Annotated in this window: 19 protein-coding genes; 6 read left to right on the forward strand and 13 right to left on the reverse strand. The window is 67.8% G+C overall.

All coding sequences use genetic code 11. From position 1 onward, the window contains the following. Positions 1-67 precede the first annotated feature (67 nt). Positions 68-1030 (forward strand): LysR substrate-binding domain-containing protein, encoded by a 963-nt coding sequence (locus ACGLHS_RS16010; RefSeq protein WP_394481101.1) that lies wholly within the window; start codon positions 68-70, stop codon positions 1028-1030. Here the strand turns inward: ACGLHS_RS16010 and ACGLHS_RS16015 are convergent. The 3 genes from ACGLHS_RS16015 to ACGLHS_RS16025 all read right to left on the reverse strand — a co-directional run bounded on the left by ACGLHS_RS16015 (position 979) and on the right by ACGLHS_RS16025 (position 4246). Next, a complete protein-coding gene (locus ACGLHS_RS16015; protein ID WP_394481103.1) occupies positions 979-1755 on the reverse strand; it encodes a fumarylacetoacetate hydrolase family protein in 777 nt (258 codons plus the stop codon). The two genes, ACGLHS_RS16010 and ACGLHS_RS16015, sit on opposite strands and share 52 nt — an antisense overlap. A gap of 122 nt (positions 1756-1877) precedes the next feature. Continuing rightward, positions 1878-2855 carry a Bug family tripartite tricarboxylate transporter substrate binding protein gene (locus tag ACGLHS_RS16020; protein ID WP_394481105.1) on the reverse strand — a complete coding sequence of 326 codons (978 nt, stop codon included), beginning with the start codon at positions 2853-2855 and terminating at the stop codon, positions 1878-1880. A 146-nt stretch (positions 2856-3001) separates the two neighbouring features. Next, entirely contained in the window at positions 3002-4246 is a 1245-nt protein-coding gene (locus tag ACGLHS_RS16025; RefSeq protein ID WP_394481107.1) for a pyridoxal-phosphate-dependent aminotransferase family protein, read from the reverse strand. A gap of 122 nt (positions 4247-4368) precedes the next feature. On the opposite strand from ACGLHS_RS16025, the gene ACGLHS_RS16030 reads away from it, so the two are divergent. From ACGLHS_RS16030 to ACGLHS_RS16045, 4 genes are all read left to right on the forward strand, one after another. Then, positions 4369-5067 (forward strand): GntR family transcriptional regulator, encoded by a 699-nt coding sequence (locus ACGLHS_RS16030; RefSeq protein ID WP_093240234.1) that lies wholly within the window; start codon positions 4369-4371, stop codon positions 5065-5067. Between the two features lie 13 nt (positions 5068-5080). Next, positions 5081-8161 (forward strand): FAD-binding and (Fe-S)-binding domain-containing protein, encoded by a 3081-nt coding sequence (locus ACGLHS_RS16035; RefSeq protein ID WP_394481110.1) that lies wholly within the window; start codon positions 5081-5083, stop codon positions 8159-8161. A gap of 65 nt (positions 8162-8226) precedes the next feature. Further along, complete coding sequence (locus tag ACGLHS_RS16040; protein WP_394481112.1) at positions 8227-9453, forward strand: YbfB/YjiJ family MFS transporter; 1227 nt, start codon at positions 8227-8229, stop codon at positions 9451-9453. Then, positions 9453-9989: a methylated-DNA--[protein]-cysteine S-methyltransferase gene (locus ACGLHS_RS16045; RefSeq protein WP_394481114.1), complete on the forward strand. Its 537-nt coding sequence runs from the start codon at positions 9453-9455 to the stop codon at positions 9987-9989. The genes ACGLHS_RS16040 and ACGLHS_RS16045 overlap by 1 nt, the downstream gene beginning before the upstream one ends. A gap of 207 nt (positions 9990-10196) precedes the next feature. Here ACGLHS_RS16045 and ACGLHS_RS16050 read toward each other — a convergent pair whose 3' ends face one another. The 10 genes from ACGLHS_RS16050 to ACGLHS_RS16095 all read right to left on the reverse strand — a co-directional run bounded on the left by ACGLHS_RS16050 (position 10197) and on the right by ACGLHS_RS16095 (position 21105). Then, positions 10197-11660, reverse strand: a complete 1464-nt coding sequence (locus ACGLHS_RS16050; RefSeq protein ID WP_394481116.1) for an NAD-dependent succinate-semialdehyde dehydrogenase — start codon at positions 11658-11660, stop codon at positions 10197-10199. 27 nt (positions 11661-11687) lie between these two features. Beyond that, on the reverse strand, positions 11688-12959 hold the full coding sequence (gabT, locus tag ACGLHS_RS16055) for a 4-aminobutyrate--2-oxoglutarate transaminase (RefSeq protein WP_394481118.1): 1272 nt from the start codon (positions 12957-12959) through the stop codon (positions 11688-11690). 68 nt (positions 12960-13027) lie between these two features. Beyond that, the gene (locus ACGLHS_RS16060; protein ID WP_394481120.1) at positions 13028-14107 is read right to left on the reverse strand and encodes an ABC transporter permease; all 1080 of its coding nucleotides are present in this window, start codon (positions 14105-14107) and stop codon (positions 13028-13030) included. Further along, positions 14104-15609, reverse strand: a complete 1506-nt coding sequence (locus ACGLHS_RS16065) for a sugar ABC transporter ATP-binding protein (protein WP_394481122.1) — start codon at positions 15607-15609, stop codon at positions 14104-14106. The genes ACGLHS_RS16060 and ACGLHS_RS16065 overlap by 4 nt, the downstream gene beginning before the upstream one ends. Before the next feature lie 11 nt (positions 15610-15620). Further along, entirely contained in the window at positions 15621-16706 is a 1086-nt protein-coding gene (gene torT, locus ACGLHS_RS16070; RefSeq protein ID WP_394481124.1) for a TMAO reductase system periplasmic protein TorT, read from the reverse strand. A gap of 54 nt (positions 16707-16760) precedes the next feature. Beyond that, positions 16761-17738, reverse strand: coding sequence for a biotin-dependent carboxyltransferase family protein (locus ACGLHS_RS16075; protein ID WP_394481126.1), 978 nt, complete (start codon positions 17736-17738; stop codon positions 16761-16763). Continuing rightward, complete coding sequence (locus tag ACGLHS_RS16080) at positions 17728-18627, reverse strand: allophanate hydrolase subunit 1 (RefSeq protein WP_394481128.1); 900 nt, start codon at positions 18625-18627, stop codon at positions 17728-17730. The genes ACGLHS_RS16075 and ACGLHS_RS16080 overlap by 11 nt, the downstream gene beginning before the upstream one ends. Continuing rightward, positions 18624-20021, reverse strand: a complete 1398-nt coding sequence (locus ACGLHS_RS16085) for an acetyl-CoA carboxylase biotin carboxylase subunit (protein WP_394481130.1) — start codon at positions 20019-20021, stop codon at positions 18624-18626. Before ACGLHS_RS16085 ends, ACGLHS_RS16080 begins: the two co-directional genes overlap by 4 nt. 19 nt (positions 20022-20040) lie before the next feature. After that, the gene (locus tag ACGLHS_RS16090; protein ID WP_394481132.1) at positions 20041-20289 is read right to left on the reverse strand and encodes an acetyl-CoA carboxylase; all 249 of its coding nucleotides are present in this window, start codon (positions 20287-20289) and stop codon (positions 20041-20043) included. 36 nt (positions 20290-20325) lie between these two features. Beyond that, on the reverse strand, positions 20326-21105 hold the full coding sequence (locus ACGLHS_RS16095) for a 5-oxoprolinase subunit PxpA (RefSeq protein WP_394481134.1): 780 nt from the start codon (positions 21103-21105) through the stop codon (positions 20326-20328). Positions 21106-21359: 254 nt separating this feature from the next. On the opposite strand from ACGLHS_RS16095, the gene ACGLHS_RS16100 reads away from it, so the two are divergent. Beyond that, the gene (locus ACGLHS_RS16100) at positions 21360-22289 is read left to right on the forward strand and encodes a LysR family transcriptional regulator (RefSeq protein WP_394481136.1); all 930 of its coding nucleotides are present in this window, start codon (positions 21360-21362) and stop codon (positions 22287-22289) included. Position 22290: the final 1 nt, after the last annotated feature.

Here is a 22290-nt window from a genome sequence, read left to right on the forward strand (position 1 = left end):
ATTCGCCTTCGATGACTAGAATGCCGCAAAGACAAGCACTTGTGAGTTGAACTCACAGAAAGAGCGTATGCCCCGCATCGACGTCAACCGCTCCGGCGAAATGGAAGCCTTCGTGCAGGTGGTCGAATCGGGCGGCTTCTCGGCGGCCGCGCGCCAGCTGGGCATGACGCCTTCGGCCGTGAGCAAGCTGGTCGCGCGGCTCGAACTGCGGTTGGGCATCCAGCTCGTGCACCGTTCCACGCGCAAGCTGCAGCTCACGCCCGAGGGCACGCAGTTCTACGAGCGCAGCACCCGCGTGCTGGCCGACATGGACGAGGCCGAGCGTTGCGCGGCCGCCGGTGCCGCGCCACGCGGGCGCGTGAGCATCAACGCCAGCGTGTCTTTCGGGCAGCACAAGCTGGTGCCGCTGGTGCCGCGCCTGCTCGAGATGCATCCGGAGATCACGCTCGACATCGCGCTCACGGACCGCATCGTCGACCTGATGGACGAGCGCGCCGACATCGCGATCCGCTGGGGCCAATTGCCGTCGTCCGACCTGGTGGCACGGCGGCTGGGTGAAACGAGCCAGGCCATCGTGGCCGCGCCGGCCTACCTGGCGAAGTACGGCACGCCGCGCACGCCGCAGGAGCTGGAGGCACACAACCGCCTGGGCTGGACCTACCGGCGCAACGCGCCCGACTGGCCGTTGCGCATCGACGGCCGGATGATCGCGCTGCCGGTGGTCGGCCCGGTGCGCGCGGCCGACGGCGAGACGTTGCGCCACCTGGCCATCGCGGGCGCGGGTGTGGCGCGGCTGTCGCTGTACCACGTGCAGCACGACATCGACGCGGGGCGGCTGGTGCCCTTGCTCGAGGAGTTCAACCCCGGCGAGATCGAGCCGATCCACGCGGTGTACATCGGCAAGGCCGGCACGCTGCCGGCGCGGGTGCGCGCGGTGCTCGACTTCCTGGTGGCCTGTTCGGGCGTGGGTGGAGGGCGCTACACGCTCAAGCGCACGGCGCCGATGCCGGGGAATTCCGCCGTCACCTGATCGCCACGGCGGCAGGGCAGCACGCCGACCCACGAGCCCGTGGTGACGACGGTGCCGGCCGGCACGGTCTGGCCGTGGCGCGTGAGGTGGCGCAGCCAGATCGGCAGCAGCCACGCCGGGTCCGACAGCGGATGCGTGCCGACGCGCACCACGGTGTCTGCATGGCCGACCTGGGTCTCGCAGCGTTGCGAGGCCCAGTCGACGGCGGCGTAGGGGCGCCATTCGCCAAGCACCAGGGCGCCGTGCACTTGCGAGTCGGCCAGGCGGAGCAGGGCGGGCGTGGTGGGCAGGTCTTGCCAGCGCGCGTCGACGATCTCGACCGAGACGGCCATGGCGTCGATGAGCGATGCGGTATCGGGGTGGTCGAGCTTGGCGGCCTGCGCGGGCGTGACATCGCTGCCGAGTCGCAGCGCGATCTCGGCTTCGATGCCGGGTGTGTGGAACACGAGGTCGCTGAAGTCGGCGGGGCTTTGCCGCACGCCGGCGGGCGGCAGCGGCGCATGCGTGAGCGTGAGCGTTGCGCTGCGCGAGCCGCCGCCGGATTTCCAGGTGCGGGGCAGGGCGGTTGCGCCGAACCAGCCGAGTGCGGCGGCGACGGCGTCCTGCACTTCGTAGGCCTGGGTGTCGTTGCCCAGCGTGTCGGTCCAGGGCGTGGCGTCGAGGGTGCGGTTACCGCGGCGTGCGGCGACCAGGGCGTCTGTGAGAGCTGTCTGTGAAGGGGTCATCTGTCGGATCTTCTCAGTTTGCGTAAGAGGGTATTCGGGGCGCGTGCACAGAGCACCGGGTGCTCCCCTCCGCGAATGTCCCCCGCCTTCGGCGTGAGCGCGCCCTGAACAACAGCGTCCCGTCAGGTCTCGACGTGCACCTTCCCATCCTTCACCACCTTCGCCCACTTGGCAATCTCGGTGTTGATGAACTGCTTGAACTTGTCCTGCGAACCGCCGCCGTCTTCGGCCCCATAGGTGTCGAGCCGCTCCTGCACATCGGGCATCGCCAGCACCGTGTTCACGTCGCGATTGACCTTCTGTGCAATCGCCGGTGGCAGCTTGCCGGGGCCGGCCAGTCCGTACCACGTGGTGGCCTCGAAACCCTGGAAGCCCTGTTCCTGCATCGTCGGCACGTTCGGGTGGCCCTTCGCGCGCTTGGTGCGCGTCTGCGCGATGGCCAGCACGCGGCCGTTCTTCACATGCGGCGTGGCGGCCGTCATGGTCTCGAAGCTGTATTGGATCTGCCCGCCCATCAGGTCGGCCAGCAACGGGCCGCTGCCCTTGTAGGGCACGTGCAAGGCGTCGATGCCGCCTTGCAACTTGAACATCTCCAGGGCCAGATGCTGCGCGGAACCGGCGCCGGCCGAGCCGAAGCTCACGGTGCCGGGCGCGGCCTTGCAGGCGGCCACGATGTCTTTCACCGTCAATGCCTTCTGCGAAGGGCCCGCGATCAGCAGGTTCGGCGTGACGCCCACCAGCACGATCGGCACGAAGTCGCGCTCCACGTTGTAGCGCAGCTTGGGCTGCAGGCTGGGCGCGAGCGCATGGCTGTTGATGTGGGCCATCAGCAAGGTGCTGCCGTCGCTGGGCTGCTGCGACACGTAGTCGGCCGCGAGCACGCCCGCCACGCCGGCCTTGTTCTCGACGATGACCTGCTGGCCCCACATGAGCGTGAGCTTCTGCGCGACCACGCGCGCCAGCGCATCGGTGCCGCCGCCCGGTGGAAAGCCCACCACGATGCGCACCGGCCCGGAAGGCCACTCCTGCGCGAAAAGGCGCGGCACGCCCAGGGTGGCGGCGGCCGCGCCCGCGGCTTGAATGAGGGAACGTCTTTGCATCATCTTTGTCTCCGTGGTGTTGGGGTCCGATGCGTGCCGGGCCTGAAGGCCCGGCAGGTGGGCCGCCGCGTCGTTCGAGCGACGCGATGCGGCCGGTGTGCGTGCTTGCGCGTGCGCGCGTGTTTGTTTGTTTGCTCCGGCGGTGCCTAGGCAGCCTTCTGCAACGCCGCCGCGGGCGCGGCATGGCTCGCGAAATGGTCCATGGCCGCGTGCACGCCGCTGCCGGCCAGCTTGATGCCCGCGAGCTTCATGCCCATCTCGACACCCGCGACCATCGCCACCAGCGTCAGGTCGTTGCTGTCGCCCAGGTGGCCCATGCGGAACATGCGGCCCTTGAGCTTGCCCAGGCCCGTGCCCAGCGACAGGTCGAAGCGCTGGTGGATCAGGCGGCGCAGCGCGTCGGCGTCGACGCCCACGGGCGTGATCACGCCGGTGAGCACGGGCGAGTACACGGCCGGGTCGGCGCACTGGATCGGCAGGCCCCACGCATTGACAGCGGCGCGCACGCCGGCGCCCCAGCGCTGGTGGCGCGCGAACACGTTGTCCAGCCCTTCGCCGAGGATCATGTCGAGCGATTCCGACAGGCCATACAGCAGGTTGGTGTTGGGCGTGTAGGGCCAGTAGCCGTCCTTGTTCATCTCGACGATCTCGTCCCAGGCCCAGAAGGCGCGCGGCAGCTTCGCGGTCTTCGCGACTTCGAGCGCGCGCGGCGACAGCGCGTTGAAGCTGATGCCCGGCGGCAGCATCAGGCCCTTCTGCGAGCCGCTGATGGTCACGTCCACGCCCCATTCGTCGTGCCGGAAATCGGCGCTCGCCAGGCCCGAGATGCTGTCGACCATCAGCAGGGCGGGGTGGCCGGTCGCGTCGATGGCCTTGCGCACCGAGGCGATGTCGGAGGTGACGCCGGTCGAGGTCTCGTTGTGCACCACGCACACGGCCTTGATCTTCTTTTCGGTGTCCTTGCGCAGGCGCGCCTCGATGAGTTCGGCCTGCACGCCACGGCGCCAGCTCGGCGCGTTGGGCAGGTGCTCGTCGGTGCCGCCTGCGGCCAGGAACTCTGTCGACAGGCCCAGGCGCGTGGCCATCTTCTGCCACAGCGAGGCGAAGTGACCGGTCTCGTACATCAGCACGTGGTCGCCGGGGCTCAGCGTGTTGGCGAGCGCGGCCTCCCATGCACCCGTGCCCGACGCGGGGTAGATCGCGACGGGATGCTTCGTCTTGAAGATCTCCTTGATGCCGCCGAGCACCTTCAGGCCGAGCGTGCCGAACTCGGGCCCGCGGTGGTCGATGGTGGGCAGGCTCATGGCCCGCAGGATGCGGTCGGGCACCGGGCTGGGCCCGGGAATCTGGAGGAAATGGCGGCCGGTGGGATGGATGTCGAGTTGCAGCATGGACGTTCCTTTCGCATTCAGTTTTGCATTCAAAATGCATTTTTGTTTGATGGTTTACCCTTAATTCAAAGGCTTGTGGTGCCATTTTTTTGCATTCAAAATGCATTCAAGGGACACAAACCATGACAGCAGACATCATCGAAATCTCGCGCCTCGCACTGCACGACCAGGTGGCTTCGCGCCTGCGCACCTTGCTGGTCGAAGGGCACATCGCACCCGGCGCCAAGCTCAACGAACGCGAGCTGTGCCTGCAGATGCATGTGTCGCGCACGCCGCTTCGCGAGGCCATCAAGCTGCTGGCGGCCGAAGGGCTGGTCGACCTGTTGCCCAACCGCGGCGCGGTGGCGGTCAAGCTCACCGAGGCCGACGTGCTCAACACCTTCGAGGTGCTGGCCATGCTCGAAGGCATGTCGGGCGAGTTGGCAGCCAAGCGCATCACCGACGAAGAACTGGCCGAGGTGCGCGCGCTGCACTACGAAATGATGGCCTGCTTCTCGCGGCGCGACCTGTCGGGCTACTACCGCATCAACGCGCGCATCCACACCGCCATCAACGAGGCCGCCGGCAACCCGGTGTTGTCGAACACCTACCGCTCGATCAATGCGCGCGTGCAGTCGCTGCGCTTTCGCACCAACCAGAACGAGACCAAGTGGAAGCACGCGGTCGAAGAGCACGAACAGATGATCGAGGCGCTGGCCGCGCGCGATGCGGCGGCCATGCGCAAGGTGCTCACGGCGCACGTGCTGCGCAAGCGCGACACCGTGCTGGAGCTGCTGCGCGCCGGCGAGATCTACCCCCAGGCCCAGAACAAAGCGAGCTGACCTCACACACACCATGCGCATCGACCCCGCCAGCCACATGCAGCCAGCCGGAACCGTTCTTCCGCCCAACGACACCTGCGAACTGCTCGCGCGCCGGCTGCGTGCCGACACACAGGGCGAGGTGCTGTTCGACGACGGCTCGCGCGGGCGCTACGCCACCGATGCGTCGATCTACCAGATCACGCCCGTGGGCGCCTTCGTGCCGACGAACGAGCGCGACATCGCCACCGCCATCGACATCGCACGCGACCTGAAGGTGCCGGTGCTGGCGCGCGGCGGCGGCACCAGCCAGTGCGGCCAGACCACGGGCGCGGCGCTGGTGATCGACAACAGCAAGCACTTCCGGCGCGTGCTCGACGTGAACGTGGAAGAGGGCACCGCCACGGTCGAACCCGGCCTGGTGCTCGACCACCTGAACGCGCAGCTCAAGCCGCACGGGCTCTGGTACCCGGTCGATGTGTCGACCAGCGCGCAGGCCACGCTGGGCGGCATGGCGGGCAACAACTCCTGCGGCTCGCGCTCCATCGCCTACGGCAACATGGTGCACAACGTGCTGGGCGCGAGCGCGTGGCTGTCGAGTGGCGAACTGGTCGAGTTCGGTCCGCAGGCGACGCTGGGCGCGCGCGCGGCCGGCATCGCGCAATTCGTGCATGGGCTGGCGCAGCAGCACCGCGAGCAGATTGCCGCGCACTGGCCCAAGGTGATGCGCCGCGTGGCGGGCTACAACCTCGACATCTTCGACAACCAGAGCGAGCGGCCGTATACCGCCGATGGCAGCGTCAACCTCGCGCACCTGCTCATCGGCGCCGAAGGCACGCTGGCGTACACCAAGAGCCTCAAGCTCAAGCTCGCACCGCTGCCGCGCGCGAAGGTGCTGGGCATCGTGAACTTCCCGACCTTTCATGCGGCCATGGACGCGGCGCAGCACATCGTCAAGCTCGGGCCCACGGCGGTCGAGCTGGTCGACCGCACCATGATCGAGCTGAGCCTGGCAAACCCCGCGTTCAAGCCCACGGTCGAGACGGCGCTGATCGGCCGGCCGGCGGCCATCCTGCTGGTGGAGTTCTCGGGTGCCGACAAGGCTGCATTGCTGCCGCAGCTCCAGCAGCTTGTCGAGCTGATGGGCGACCTGGGCCTGCCCGGCAGCGTGGTCGAGATGCCCGATGACGCCCGCCAGAAGAACCTGTGGGAAGTGCGCAAGGCCGGCCTCAACATCATGATGAGCCTGAAGGGCGACGGCAAGCCGGTGAGCTTCATCGAAGACTGCGCCGTGCCGCTCGAGCACCTGGCCGAATACACCGACGCACTGACCGAGGTGTTCGCCAAGTACGGCAGCCGGGGCACGTGGTATGCGCACGCCTCGGTCGGCACGCTGCATGTGCGGCCCATTCTCGACATGCGCGTGGACGGTGCTGCAAAGATGCGCGCCATTGCCGAAGAGGCCAGCGCGCTGGTGCGCAAGTACAAGGGCGCCTTCAGTGGCGAGCATGGCGACGGCCTGTGCCGTGGCGAGTGGATCGAATGGCAATTCGGTCCGGCCATCAACGAGGCCTTTCGCGCCATCAAGCAGAAGCTCGACCCGGCCAACCTGTTCAACCCCGGCAAGATCATCGACCCGCCGCGCATGGACGACGGCGCGCTCTTTCGCTTTGCGCCGCCCACCGCGCCGAAGCCGTACCGCCGCATCGAGCTGAAGCCGGTGCTCGACTGGTCGGCCTGGAACGTCAATGCCGACCCCGTGACCGAAGAGACCACCGCGCCCGGCACCGGCGGCGACAGCACCGGCGGCCTCGCCAAGGCCGTGGAGATGTGCAACAACAACGGCCACTGCCGCAAGTTCGATGCCGGCACCATGTGCCCCAGCTACCGCGTGACGCGCGACGAACAGCACCTGACGCGCGGCCGCGCCAACACGCTGCGCCTTGCACTGTCAGGCCAGCTCGGCCCCGACGCCTTCACCAGCGAGGCCATGCACGAGACCATGGACCTGTGCGTCGGCTGCAAGGGCTGCAAGCGCGACTGCCCGACCGGCGTCGACATGGCGAAGATGAAGGTCGAGTTTCTCGACCACTACAAGAAGCGCCACGGCCACACGCTGAAAGACAAGCTGGTCGCCTACATGCCCGACTACGCGCACAAGGCCAGCCGCATGCCGTGGCTGCTGAACCTGCGCAACAACGTGCCCGGTGCTGCATGGCTCGGCGAAAAGCTGCTGGGCTTTTCGGCGAAGCGTTCGCTGCCCGAGTGGCGCAGCGACACCTTCTGGCGCGCCAAGGGCAACGAGCCGGGGCTGTTCACCGACCAGGCCTCGGTGCTGTCGGTCGCAGCGCGCGGCGGCAAGGCGGCCGTGCTGTTCGTCGACACCTTCAACGGCACCTTCGAGAGCGAGAACGCCTTCGCGGCCGCGCGCGTGCTCGAAGCTGCAGGGTACGTGCTGCACACCGTGGAAAAGCGCGGCGGCCACCATTGCTGCGGCCGCACCTTCCTGGCCAGCGGTATGGTCGCAGAGGCCAAGTTGCGCGCCGAGGCGCTGGTCGATACGTTGCTGCCGCTGGCGCAAGCCGGCATTCCCATCGTCGGGCTGGAACCTTCGTGCCTGCTCACGCTGCGCGACGAAACGCTGGCCATGGGCTTCGGCGACAAGGCCCACACCGTGGCCGGGCAGGCGCTGCTGTTCGAGGAATTCATCGCACGCGAGATCAAGGCCGGCCGCTTCGAACTGGCACTGAAGCCATCCACCGGCCCGATCCTGCTGCACGGCCATTGCCATCAGAAAGCGTTCGGCGCTGTCAGCCCGGTGATGGACGTGCTCAAGCTGATTCCCGGCGCGCAGCCCGAGCTGATCGAAAGCTCGTGCTGCGGCATGGCCGGCAGCTTCGGCTACGAGGCAAGCCACTTCGACGTGTCGATGCAGATGGCCGAGGCCAGCCTGCTGCCCGCCATCCGCGCGAAGCCCGATGCGACCGTGGTGGCCGACGGCACCAGCTGCCGCCACCAGATCGGCGACGGCACGCAGCGCGAAGCCGTGCACGTGGCGGTGCTGCTGGCGCGGCATCTGCTGAACAGCAGCGACCGGGCGGCCGGCGCGGCTTGAGAGGCGAAGCCCTCGCCAGCACGATCGGGCAGGGTGCCGCAAAATAGGCGGCCCCCATCGCCCCGATGTCGACCTCGCTCACTTCCACAGCCCTTCCTGCGCAGCCCACGCTGCGACTCGCATTCGCGCTCTCGATGGGCGCGGCCGTGTCGCTCGGCATCACGCGTTTCGCCTACGGGCTGCTGCTGCCGCCGATGCGTGCCGACCTGGGCTGGAGCTACGCGCTGGCCGGTGGCATGAACACGGCGAATGCGGTGGGCTACCTGATCGGTGCGCTCATCACGCCGATGCTGATGCGCCGCTTTGGCGTGGCGCGGCTGCTGGTGGTTGGCGCGGTGCTGGCGAGTGTCTTCATGGCCGGCAGCGGCTTCGTGACTGCCGCACCGGCCTTGCTGCTGCAGCGCCTGCTGGCCGGCATCGCCAGCGCCTGGGTCTTCGTGGCGGGCGGCTTGCTGGCCGCGCGGCTCGGCGAGGCCGGGTCTTCGCGGGGCGGCCTGTTGCTCGGCATCTACTACGGCGGCACCGGCTTCGGCATCACGTTGTCCGCGTTGCTCGTGCCGCAGGTGCTGCGCGCAGCGGCCGACGTGTCGCATGGCTGGGCCTGGGCATGGTGGGCATTGGCGATCGCAAGCGCGGCCGCCACCTGCCTGCTGGCCTGGGCGGCTCGCGCCATGCCGGACAAGCCGGCGACGCACACCGCGCAGCCAGCCGCATCCACCACCAATGCACCGCCGGTCGCACTGCACCGCTTCGGCTGGGCGCTTGCCGGCTATGCGCTCTTCGGCATGGGCTACATCGGCTACATGACCTTCGTGATCGCGTTGCTGCGCGAGCAGGGCGCCAGCGCCGGCTTCGTCACGCTGTTCTATGCCTTGCTGGGTGTCGCCTGCGTGGCTTCTTCGCGCCTGTGGGCCGGACTGCTCGACCGCTACCACGGCGGCCAGCCGCAGGCCCTGCTGAACGGCCTGCTCGGTGTGGCCACGCTGCTGCCGGTGCTCAGCCCTTCGGCGCCGATGGCACTGGTGTCGGGCGTGCTGTTCGGCGGGGTGTTCCTTTCGGTGGTGGCGTCGACCACCGCGTTGGTGCGCCACAACCTGCCGCCCGCGCGCTGGGTGCAGGGCATCAGCATATTCACCATCGTCTTTGCAGCCGGGCAGATCGTCGGGCCGACCGTCACGGGCTGGATTTCCGACGGCCCCGGCGGGCTGGCGCGGGGCCTCGTGGCTTCGTCGATCACGCTGTGGGCGGCGGCCGTGCTGGCGTCGCGCCAGCATTCGTTGCGGGAGGTGTGATGAGCGGCTTTGCCTTGTTCGAGACATCCATCGGCATGTGCGCCCTGGCGTGGGGGCCGCAGGGGCTGGTCGGCGTGCAACTGCCCGCCGACAACGGCGAGCCGGCCACGCGGGCGCGCATGAAGCGGCGCTTTCCGGATTTGCAGGAAGGGCCACCCGACGAGACGGCACAGCGCGCCATCGTGGCGATTCAGGGTCTGCTGCAGGGCGAGCGCGATGACCTGGCCCACATCGAACTCGACATGCGCGGCGTGTCGGAATTTCACCAGCGCATCTACGCGATCGCGCGGCGCATTCCGCCCGGGCAGACGCGCACCTATGGCGAGATCGCCGAAGAGCTGGGCGACAAGAGCCTGTCGCGCGCCGTGGGGCAAGCCATGGGCCACAACCCGTTCGCACCCGTGGTGCCTTGCCATCGCGTGCTGGCAGCGGGCAACAAGCCCGGTGGTTTTTCAGCGGGCGGCGGCGCGCTGACCAAGCTGAAGATGCTCGCCATCGAGGATGCGCGGCCGAACGGAATGGCGTCGCTGTTCTAGAGCGTCCCGTATCGACGCAAGCGCCCAGAGCCGTCGTTGATCGGCGATATACCCGCAGCGTGCCCAGTGCGAATGGCACCGGGTGGTCCCCGCAGCGAAATAAAGGAGGAGGGGCGCAGCCCCGGGGGACATTCGCGGAGGGGACCACCCGGTGTCATCCGCACGCGCCCCGAAAAGAAGCCCGGAGCGCACGAACGAGAGGCCCCGTCAGCGATCCAACCCCGCAAGGCAAACGTACTTCACTTCGAGGAAGTCATCGAGCCCGTACTTCGACCCTTCGCGCCCCAGCCCCGATTGCTTGACACCACCGAACGGTGCCTCAGCGGTTGAAACCAGCCCCGTGTTCACGCCCACGATCCCAGATTCCAGCGCCTCGGCCACGCGCATGATCCGCCCGATGTCGCGGCTGTAGAAGTACGCGGCCAAACCGAACTCGGTGTCGTTCGCCGCCGCGATGGCCTCGGCCTCGGTGTCGAATGCAAAGATCGGCGCCAGCGGCCCGAAGGTTTCTTCACGCGCAAACAGCATGTCGGCCGTCGCGCCGCCAATCACTGTCGGCTCGTAGAACAGGCCACCCAGCGCATGCCGCTTGCCACCGGCCAGCACCTTGCCGCCCTTGGCCATGGCATCGGCCACATGCTCTTCGATCTTCTCGACCGCCTTGCCGTCGATCAGCGGACCTTGCGTGACGCCGGCCTCGGTGCCGTCACCGACCTTCAGCGCATTGACCTTTGCCACCAGCTTCTGCGTGAAGGCTTCGAGCACCCCGCGCTGCACATAGATGCGGTTCGCGCACACGCAGGTCTGGCCCGTGTTGCGGTACTTGGAGACCATCGCGCCCTCGACCGCCGCGTCCACGTCGGCGTCGTCGAACACGATGAAGGGCGCGTTGCCGCCCAACTCGAGCGACAGCTTCTTGATGGTGTCGGCCGACTGCTTCATCAGCGTGCGGCCCACCTCGGTCGAGCCGGTGAAGGTCAGCTTGCGCACGACGGGGCTGCGCGTCATCTCGCCGCCGATCTTGCTGGCCGAGCCGGTGAGCACCGACAACAGACCCTTCGGCACGCCGGCACGGTCGGCCAGTTCGGCAAAGGCCAATGCCGAAAACGGTGTTTGCGTGGCGGGCTTGACCACCATCGCGCACCCGGCGGCGAGCGCGGGGCCGGCCTTGCGCGTGAGCATCGCGGTCGGGAAATTCCACGGCGTGATCGCAGCCGTCACGCCCACGGGTTGCTTGAGCGCGAGGATGCGGCGGTCGGCCTGCGGCGCGGGAATGGTGTCGCCATACACGCGGCGCGCCTCTTCGGCGAACCACTCGATGAACGAGGCGGCATAAGCGATCTCGCCGCGGCTCTCGGCCATCGGCTTGCCCTGCTCGGTGGTCATGATGAGCGCGAGGTCGTCGACATTCGCGAGCATCAGGTCGTTGAGCCTGCGCAGGATGGCCGAACGCTCCTTGGCCGGCACCCTGGCCCAGGCTTTTTGCGCCTTCTCGGCGGCGGCGATGGCGCGCACGGTTTCTTCGGTGCCGCACATCGGCACGATGCCGATCTGCTGGCCGTTGGCGGGGTTGGTGACGGCCACGGTGGTGCCGTCGTCGGCGTTCACCCAGGCGCCGGCAATGAAGGCCTGCTGGCGCAGCAGGGTCGGGTCTTTGAGCTGGATGGGCATGAGGTGATGGATGTGTGAATCGGATGGTCAGGCTTGCAGGGCCGCCGCGAGGATGCCAAGGCCTTCTTCGAGCACGGCATCTTCGATGGTCAGCGGGAACAGGAAGCGGACCACATTGGCATGCACGCCGCAAGTCAGGAGCAGCAAGCCCGCGTCGCGTGCGCGGGCTTGCACCTGCTTCGTGAACTCGGGGTCGGGCGCGCCGTGCGCATCGGCGAACTCGACGGCCACCATGGCGCCAAGGCCGCGCACGTCCGAAATCTGCGGCACCCTGGCGCGCAGGCCTTCGAGGCGCGCCTTGAGCCGGTCGCCCAGCACCTGCGCGCGATCGCAGAGCTTTTCTTCCTCGATCACGTCGAGCACCGCATGCGCCGATGCAATCGCCAGCGCGTTGGCGGCGTAGGTGCCGCCGAGCCCACCGGGCGCCGGCGCGTCCATGATGCTGGCGCTGCCGCACACCGCCGACAGCGGCGTGCCGCCAGCCAGGCTCTTGGCCATGGTCATGAGGTCGGGCACCACGTCGTAATGCTCCATCGCGAACCACTTGCCCGTGCGGCCGAAGCCGGTCTGGATCTCGTCGGCGATCAGCAGAATGCCGTAGCTGTCGCAGATCCGGCGCAGCGCGCGCATGAACTCGGGCGGAGCCGCATAAAAACCGCCTTCACCCTGCACCGGCTCCAGGATGATGGCCGCCACCTGCTCGGGCTCGATGTCGGCCTTGAACAGCCGGTCGATGGCGCGCAGCGAGTCTTCGACCGACACGCCGTGCAATGCAATCGGCGCGGGTACATGGAAGATGCTGCCCGGGAAGGGGCCGAAGCCGGTCTTGTACGGCACCACCTTGCCCGTGAGCGCCATGCCCATGAAGGTGCGGCCATGAAAGCCGCCACCCAGCGCGATCACGCCGGGGCGACGCGTGGCCGCGCGGGCGATCTTGATGGCGTTTTCGACGGCCTCGGCGCCGGTGGTGAAGAAGGCCGTCTTCTTGGCGTGCGTGCCGGGCGTCAGCTTGTTCAGGCGCTCGGCCAGCGAGACCACGCTTTCATACGGCACCACCTGGTAGGCCGTGTGGGTGAAGCGGTCGAGCTGCCTGCGGATCGCCTCGACCACGCGCGGATGGCGGTGCCCGGTGTTGAGCACCGCGATGCCCGAGCCGAAATCGATGTAGCGCCGGCCTTCCACGTCCCACAGCTCGGCGTTGAGCGCGCGCTCCGCATAGATCGGAAAACCGATGCCGATGCCGCGCGGCGTGGCCGCGATGCGGCGTGCGTCGATGGCGGCGTTGTTGAGGGGAGTCATGCGAGTTTTCCTTCCTTGTGGCTTGTTGTCGATATCTGATGGCCGGCTTCAATGGGCCGTTGGCCCGGTCAGTGGCTGCCCGGCGCCACCATCCGATGGCGGACCTGGTCGGCAACCACCGCCACGATCAGCAGCGCGCCCAGCACCACCATCTGCAGGTAAGAACCCACGCTGGCCAGGTTCATGCCGTTCTGCACCAGCCCGATGAAGATCGCGCCCATCACCACGTTCGGCACCCGGCCGATGCCGCCGCGCAGGCTCACGCCGGCGATCACGCAGGCAGCGATGGATTCGAGCGCCACGGTGCCGCCGAGGTTGGCCTCGCCGGTTTCCACGCGCGCCGTCAGCAGCAGGCCGCTCACGGCAGCGAGGCCCGCGCACAGCAGGTACGCCATCAGCAGCACGCGACGCGTGTCGATGCCCGAGAGCGCGGCCGCCTTGGCATTGCCGCCCACGGCCAGCAGGTGCGTGCCGGTCGGCATGCGCGCCATGAGCACGCCCATGCCCGCGACGCACACGGCCGTCACCAGAATCGGTATGGGCACCCCGAGCAGCGTGCCAAAGCCGAACAGCTCGCTGAACTCGCTGGGGATGCCCGACACCGGCACGCCGCCCGTGAGGTAGAGCGCAAAGCCGAAGCCGATGGACTGCACGCCCAGCGTCACGATGAAGGGCGAGACGCCGATGAACGCCACGCCGATGCCGTTGATGAGACCCACCGACAGTCCTGCGAGCAGGCCGCAGGCGCAGCCTGCGATCACCACCACCCATGTCGCGTCGGGCAGCGCCGCGCCGAAGCTTTGCATGGCCAGCGCCGAGACCACCGAGGTGATCGCCATGACGGTGCCAACCGAGAGATCGAAGCCGCCCGTCACCAGCGCCAGCATCTGGCCCATCGACACCAGGATCAGGTAGACCGACTGGCGCAGCAGGTTCACCAGGTTCTGCACCGTGAGGAACTGGTCCGACAGCGTGCTGAACACGATGAAGGCGATGACCAGCATGAAGGGCAGAACGCCCAGCCGCAGGAACAGGCTGCGCAGCAGTCCGAGCAGGCGGCCCGCAAGTCCGGGAGCGGGTGCAGCAGTGGCAGTGGTGGTTGCAGTGGTGGTTGCAGTGGTCGAGGCCACAGTGGGAGACGGAGTCATGGCTTTCTTTCGCTGGAACCGAAAAACAGGTTGAGCACGCGGGTTTCGCTGATCGCATCGCCTTGCAGCTCGCCGGCGATCTCGCCGCGGCACATCACATAGACGCGGTGGCTCAGGTGCAGCACCTCGGGCAGGTCGGACGAGATGACGACCACGGCCGCGCCGCTTTCGCAGAGCTTCTGGATCACCTGGTACAGCGCGCTGCGCGTGCCGATGTCCACGCCCACCGTGGGTTCGTCGAACACATAGAGGGCGGCGTCGCGCGTCATGCCCTTGCCGAACAGCACCTTCTGCTGGTTGCCGCCCGACAGCAGCGCCACCGGCCGTTCGAGGTTGCGGGGCGCCAGCTCCACGCGCTCGGCCGCCGTGGTGGACAGCCGGCGCCCGAGCCGCTTGCGCAGCCAGCCGCCATGTCCGCGCAATGGCCCGTGCACCAGTGGCAGCGTGATGTTGGCGCGCGAGCTGAAGCCCAGCACCAGCCCTTCGCCCTTGCGGTCCGGCGGCAGGTAGAACAGGCCTTCGTCGAGCAGTTGCCGCACCTTCGCGCCGGTGCGCGGCAGGCCCTTGAACAGCACGCGGCCTTCGCTCACCGCATCGAGCCCGTAGATCGCACGGAACAGCTCCGACTTGCCGCAACCCACCAGCCCCGCCAGCCCGACCACTTCGCCGCGCCGCACCGTGAGGCTCGCGCCGCGCACGCCGTTGGGCGAACTCAGGCCCTCGACCTGCAACACCACTTCGCCGGGGGCATGGGCGATGCGCGGGTAGATCTGCTCGATCGCGCGGCCGCTCATCAGCTCGATCAGGCGGTCGGCGCTGGTCGCGCTCGCTTGCACCGTGGTGACCTTGCGGCCATCGCGCAGCACCGTGATGCGGTCGGCGATCAGCGCGATCTCCTGCATGCGGTGCGAGATGTAGACGATGCCCACGCCGCGCGCCTTCAGCCGCGCCACCAGTTCGAACAGGCGCTGCGTCTCGGTGTCGGTCAGCGAGGCAGTGGGTTCGTCCAGGATCAGCACCGACACCTCGCCGCGCAGGCCCTTGGCAATTTCCACCATCTGCTGCTGGGCGCGCGTGAGGCCCGAGACCGGCGCATCGACATCGATCTCGAAGCCCAGGTCGGCCAGCATCGCGCGGGCCCGCTCGCGCACCGCCGCGCGGTCGAGCAGGCCGCCCTTGCAGGGCTCTTCGCCCAGGCTCAGGTTCTGCGCCACCGACAGCGTGGGAATCAGCGAGAACTCCTGGAACACCGCGCTGATGCCGTGGCGCCGGGCCTCGTGCACGTTCGAGAACTTCACGCGCTCGCCATGCATGCGGATCTCGCCGGCTGAAGGCGTGTTGGCGCCGGCCAGCAGCGAGATCAGCGTGGACTTGCCGGCCCCGTTCTCGCCGAACACCACATGCACCTCACCGGCGCGCAGCTCGAGATCCATCGCGTCGAGCGCCAGCACGCCGGGGTAGCGCTTGCCGAGGCCGACTGTTTGCAACAACGGGGCAGACATCGACGGCGGGCTTACTTGACCTCGAACACCGGCTTGAAGCCCGGCGGCGGCAGGATGTCGTCCAGCTTCACGCTCTTGATGTTGCTGCTGTCGACCACGAAGATCTTCGGGCCGACGTGCTTCACCACCTCCTTGTTCTCGAGCAGGCGCACCGCCTGGTCGACCGCGATGCGGCCCTGGATCACCATCGAGTCGGCCGGGGAGGCGACGATGCGGCCCTTCTGGATGCCCTCGTAGACGCCTGGCGTCATGTAGAAGGACAGCACCTGCACCTTCTTGTCGAGGTTGCGCGAACGCAGGATGCCGGTGGCCGCCTCGGCCGTGACCGCGGTGCCGGCCACGTAGGCCAGGTCGGGGTTGCCCTGCAGCACGTCTTCGACCAGCTTGGCCTGCGCCTCCTTGCCGGTGTCGCCGTATTTCGGGTCGAGCACCACCACCGCGCTGCCCTTGATCGCTTCCATGAAGCCCTTGTGCGCGGCCTCGACCCAGCCTGCGCCGGCCGGGCCGGGGAACCAGCCCACCTTGACGGGCGGCGAGCCGGCCGGGTGCTTCTTCGCGAGGTACTCGCCGGTCGAATGGCCCATCGTGTAGAACGACACCAGCGACTTGGCCGACAGGTCGGGCGAGTTGATGCCATTGACGAGGTCGATCACCGGCACCTTCTTCGCGGCCGTGGCCTTGATGACGTTGTTCAGGCCGTCGCCCGAGATCGCGCCGATGATCACCGCGTTGGCGCCGCGCGCCACGCAGTCCTCGATCTGCGAGACCTGCTTGGCCAGGTTGGTGTAGCCGCCCGCGTCGGCCACCTGCAGCTTCACGCCCTGGCGGCGGGCTTCCTCGATCACGCCGTAGTCGACGCCGAGCCAGTACGCATCTTTCATGTGCGGGAACGACACGCAGATGTCCCACTTCTTCGACGCCTTGGCCAGCGGCGCGTAGTCGATAGGCTTTTTCGTGCCCTCGGCCGAGAAGGCGGGCTCGGTCGCTTCGGCCTTGTAGGGGAACCAGTCGGCGGCCGAGGCCGCGCCGTGCCACAGCAGGCCCGTGGCGGCGAGCGAAGCGGCGATCAATGAAACGCGCAGGGGCGAGCTGTTCATGAAGAACTCCTTGGGTGACAGCGGTGAAAAAAGAGGGGGAAGGGTGGCCGCGGCTCAGGCCGCGAGTGCCGCGCGCAGGCGGTCTATCCGTCGTCGCCGTTCGGCGCGGGCTTTGAGCGCCTGGGCCATGTCGACCTCGACGAAGCGGGCCTTGTGGTTGGGCTGCATCTGGGCGATGAGGTCCATGTCCGCGCTGATCACGGTGCCCACCATCGCGTAGCCGCCGCCCGAGACCGCATCGCGGTGCAGGATGATCGGCTCGCGCCCACCGGGCACCTGGATCGATCCATACGGGTAGCCCGCATCGACGATGTTCGACGGGTCGTCGCCCGCGCCGAAGGGCGGCTTGCGATCGAGAAACTTCAGCGGCGTGCCGTTCTTGTAGCGGTAGCCGATGCGGTCGGCCTCGGAGCCCACCGTCCAGGTGTCGGCGAAGAAGCTCTGCACCGACACCTCTTGCAGGCGGTGGAAGTAGATGCCCGGCAGCACACGCAGCGCCACTTCTTTTGTCAGCACAGGCAGCAGTGCGGCATCGACCTTGCGGCCGGGCCTGGCCTTGGCCGATGGCGTGCCGACCGGCAGGCTGTCGCCCGCCAGCAGCTTGCGGCCGTTGAAGCCGCCGAAGGCGCCCAGCCCGTAGGTCGAGCGGCTGCCCAGCACCACCGGCACGTCGATGCCGCCGGCCACCGCGATGCACATGCGGGCGCCGAGCTTCATGAAATCGAAGCTCAGCTTGTCGCCCGCCTGCACCGCGAAGGATTCGTTGCGCGGCATCTCGTTGCCGTTGAGCTTGACCTTGGCGTCGGCACCGGCCACGGCCACCAGCGCGGGTGCGTCGAACTGCAGCTCGGGCCCGAGCAGCGTGCTTTCGATGACGGCCGCGCCTTCGTCGTTGCCCACCAGCAGGTTCGCGAGCACCAGGCTTTGCTGGTCGAGCGCGCCCGACAGCGGAATGCCCAGGTTGTAGTAGCCGGGGCGGCCCGCGTCCTGCACGCTGGTCGCCAGGCCGGGCTTGATGACTTCAATCGCCATGGAGCACCTTCAGCAGCTGTTGGTTGTAGCCATCGGGGTTGGCCAGGAATTCCTTGAGCGAGAACGACACCGGCGCGATGCGCAGCGTGTAGCTCCCGTCTTCGACCTGCGCGATCTGGCGGTCGTACTCGGCGCGATCGATGGGCTTCCACTTCACGATGTCGCCGGGCTGGAAGAACACCATCAGGTCTTTCAGGTACGACAGCCGCTGGGCCGGGTCGAAGATCGGCGCGGGCGTGACGCCGAACATCTGGTAGCCACCCGCGCCGCGCACCGAGTAGATGCAACTGAAGCAGCCGCCGTGGCCCAGCGTGAGCTTGGGCGTGTCGGTGCGAGGGCTCAGGTACTTGGGCACCTGGATCTGCCGCTCGCGCCCGACCATCTGGAACAGGAAGGGCAGGCCGGCCACGAAGCCCACCATCGACACGAACCACGGCGCGGACGAATGCGCCTCGATGAAGGCATCGACCGAGGCATGGCCGTTGATGCGCGCAGCGTACTCGATGTCGGTGCTCGTCGGGTCCTGGTGCCGCTCGCGAAAGCGCATCAGCGTTTCGTGCGTCCACGGGTCGTTGTAGAGCACCGGGATTTCGATGATGCGGGTCTGCAGCTGCAGGTCGGCTTCGCCGAGGCCCGCCTCGATTTCCTTCAGCGTGGCGAGCAATGCATCGGGCGCGATCGCATCGGGGTCGAAGCGCACGAGGTAGGCGGCATTGGCCGGGCAGATCTCCGTGACGCCGGGCAGCGCACGGCGGCGCAGCTCGTTGCAGATGGCCATGCCCTTGAAGAAGGCCGGCAGCGACATCTCTTCGCTGATCTCGACGAACAGGTGCTCGTCGCCGCCGAAGCTGTAGCGGGCCTGGGCGGGCAAAGTGGTTGCAGCGGTCATGCGGGCACCTTCACAAGCGGAGCGGCATCGGCGAGCGGATTCGCCGCGAGCCATGTTTCGAGAAAGCCGGTATGGAAGGCGGCCTTTGCCACGTCCGCGTCATTGCACAGCGCGCGATGCAACGGGATCGTGGTGTGGATGCCCTCGACCTTGAGTTCGCCCAGCGCGCGGCGCATGCGGGCCAGCGCGCCCGCGCGGTCGGCGTCGTGCACGATCAGCTTGCCCAGCAGCGAGTCGTAGTAGGCCGGCACCGTGTAGCCGGGGAACAGCATGGTGTCGAAGCGCACGCCCGGCCCACCCGGCACCACGAGTTGCGAAACCAGTCCCGGGCTCGGCATGAAGTTCTTCGCGGCGTTCTCGGCGTTGATGCGCACCTCGATGGCGGCGCCGGTCAGGCGGATGTCTTCTTGCTCGAGGTGCAGCGGCTGGCCGAGTGCGATGCGCAGCATTTCCTTGACCAGATCGACGCCGGTGATCATCTCGGTGATGGGGTGCTCGACCTGGATGCGGGTGTTCATCTCGATGAAGAAGAACTCGCGCGTGTCGTCGTCGTACAGGTACTCGAGCGTGCCGGCGCCGCGATAGGCCACGGCATTGGCCAGCCGCAGTGCCGATTCGCACAGCGCGGCGCGGGTGGCGTCGCTGATGGCGGCCGAAGGCGCTTCTTCCCAGACCTTCTGGCGCCGGCGCTGCAGCGAGCATTCGCGCTCGAAGCAATGCACCACGCGCTGCCCGTCGCCAAGGATCTGCACTTCGATGTGGCGCGCCTGCCGGATGAAGCGTTCGAGGTACACCTCGCCGTTGCCGAAAGCCGCCTGCGCTTCGGCCGTGGCCGTGGCGAACTGCTGGCGCAGCTCGGTTTCGTCCTGCGCCACGCGAATGCCGCGCCCGCCGCCGCCGGCCGAGGCCTTGATCATGATCGGGTAGCCGATGTCTTTCGCCACCTCGACGGCCGTGTCGGGGGCGGTGACCACGCCGGCGCTACCGGGCACCGTGGGCACGCCGGCCTTCATGGCGGCGGCGCGCGCGGCGGCCTTGTCGCCCATGGTGCGGATGGCGTGCGGCGTGGGGCCGACGAACACGAGGCCTGCGGCTTCGACGCGTTCGGCGAAGTCGGCGTTCTCCGAAAGAAAACCGTAGCCCGGATGCACCGCGCCGGCACCGCTGTCTGCGGCCGCCTGCAGGATGGCATCGACGCTCAGGTAGCTCTTGGTGGCATGCGCCGGGCCGATGCGCACGGCTTCGTCGGCCATCTGCACGGCGAGGCTCTGCGCGTCGGCGTCGCTGTAGACGGCGACCGTCTTCAGCCCCAGTTCTTTCGCGGCGCGGATGATGCGCACCGCGATCTCGCCGCGGTTGGCGATCAGCAGCTTGTCGAATGCGACGTTCTTCATGGGCGTTGCGCTCATGCCTTCAGACCGTCTCGATGACGGCCAGCACCTGGCCCGGATCGACCGGCTCGCCGTTCTCGACCGCGAAGCGCTGCAGGCGGCCGGCCGCATCGGCCGTGACCTCGCTGAACTGCTTCATCACCTCGACCAGGCCCAGCACGTCGCCCACGGCCACCGTGTCGCCTTCGGCCTTGAAGGGCGGCGCGTCGGGCGCCGAGCGGCGATAGAAGGTGCCCGGCAGCGGGCTCAGGACTTCGTGGGTAGCGGACATCGGATGCACTCCTGGAACAAGAACGAAAAAACGCAATCAGCCCTGCGCCGGCGCGGCAGGGCCGGCAACGCGAATGTCGTGGTCGGCGAGGGTGCGCCGCGTGGCCTGCACCAGCGCGAGCGCACCGGGCGTGTCGCTGTGGATGCAGACCGAGTCGAAACCGACAGCAATATCCTTGCCTTCGACGGTGCGCACCAGCCCCTCGGTGCAGGCGCGCAGCACCTTGGCGGCCACGGCGTCGGGCTCCAGCGCACCGACGCGGCGGGTGAAGACGATGGAGCCGCTCAGGTCGTAGTCGCGATCCGCATAGAACTCGCGCACCACCGGCTGGCCGAGCTCGCGGGCCACCCGGTAGGTGACGGAGGCTTCCATGCAGAACAGGCGCAGCGTGGGTTCGATCTGCTGGAGCGCCGTCACCAGCGCACGCGACAGCGTCTCATCGTGCGCCGCATGCATGTAGAGCGCGCCGTGCGGCTTGATGTGCTGCAGCGTCATGCCTTCCAGGCGTGCGAACTCGCGCAACGCACCGAGCTGGTAGACCATGTCGTTCACCAGCTCGTCGGCCGGCGCCGTGATGTGGCGGCGGCCAAAGCCCACCAGGTCGCGAAAGCCCGGATGCGCGCCGATGCCGACGCCGTGCTCGCGGGCCAGTAGCACCATCTTGCGCATGATGTTCGGGTCGCCTGCATGGAAGCCGGTCGCGATGTTGGCCGAGCTGATCAACGGCATGAGCTGCTCGTCGACACCATCGCCGATGGTCCAGGGGCCGAAGCCTTCGCCCATGTCGGAGTTCAGATCGATCAGCGTCTTCTTCACGTCTCGCAGCCTTTGTTCTGTGGGCATCGCCGGACAGCGGCAATGCAGGACAGGGCGAAGATTAGTGAGCGGTCGAAAGACTGAAAAGCATTGTTTTCGAGCGGCTAGATATCTGAAAAACAGATGCTGCAATGCCGCGGATTGGGCGCTACTCTGGAGGGGCGCGATTCTGCGATATCGGGTTTTCACCTAATGCGAGGTGCCCGTCGCGCATCCTGCAATACCCGACCGAAGACTCCGAGGAGGCCCGCGCCATGTCCCTGACCCTTCGCCAGCTCAAGTACTTTTCTGCCGTAGCCGAGGTGGGGCGCATCTCGCACGCGGCGCTGCAGCTCAACATCTCGCAGTCGGCCGTGACCACCGCCATCCGCGAGCTGGAAGAAATGATGGGGCAGCAGCTCTTCGAGCGGCATCCGCATGGCGTGGAATTGACGAAGGCGGGGCGGCGTTTTTTGAGCCACGCGTACGCGGTGCTGTCGGCGGCGGACGAGGCGATCCGCATGCCGCACGAGGGCGCGAACGTCGAAGGCTCGCTGACCATCGCCGCGAGCTACACGGTGCTGGGCTACTTCCTGCCGCACCATCTGCAGCGCTTCGAGCAGCTGCATCCGCAAGTCACGGTGAAGGTGCACGAGGTGGCGCGCGAGGCCATCGAAGAAGGCCTGATCACGCAGAGCTACGACATGGGCGTGGTGCTCACGTCGAACGTGGTGCTGCGCGAGCTGTCGCTCGAAACCTTCTTCGGCTCGCAGCGCAGGCTGTGGGTGCCCGCCAAGCATCCGCTGCTGGATAAAGCCGAGGTCACGCTGGCCGACGTGGCGGCCGAGCCCTACATCATGCTCACGGTGGACGAGGCCGCGGCCACGGCGCTGAAGTACTGGAGCAAGACGCCGCACCAGCCGCACATCAGGCTGCGCACCAGTTCGGTGGAGGCGGTGCGCAGCACGGTGGCCAACGGGTTGGGCGTGACGGTGCTGTCGGACATGGTCTACCGGCCGTGGTCGCTGGAAGGCAAACGCATCGAGACCATCAACCTGCGCGACGCGGTGCCGACCATGAACATCGGCCTGGGGTGGAAGCAGGGCGTGGAGTTCTCGCCGGCGATGACGGCGTTTCGCGATTACTTCCGGCAGCTGTTCCTGGAGCCGGCGTCGGCGCGGCAGGTGCGGAACCGGGCCGCCTGAG

The organism is Variovorax sp. VaC1 (assembly GCF_043658315.1).
In the GTDB taxonomy this organism is placed as follows: Bacteria; Pseudomonadota; Gammaproteobacteria; order Burkholderiales; family Burkholderiaceae_C; genus Variovorax.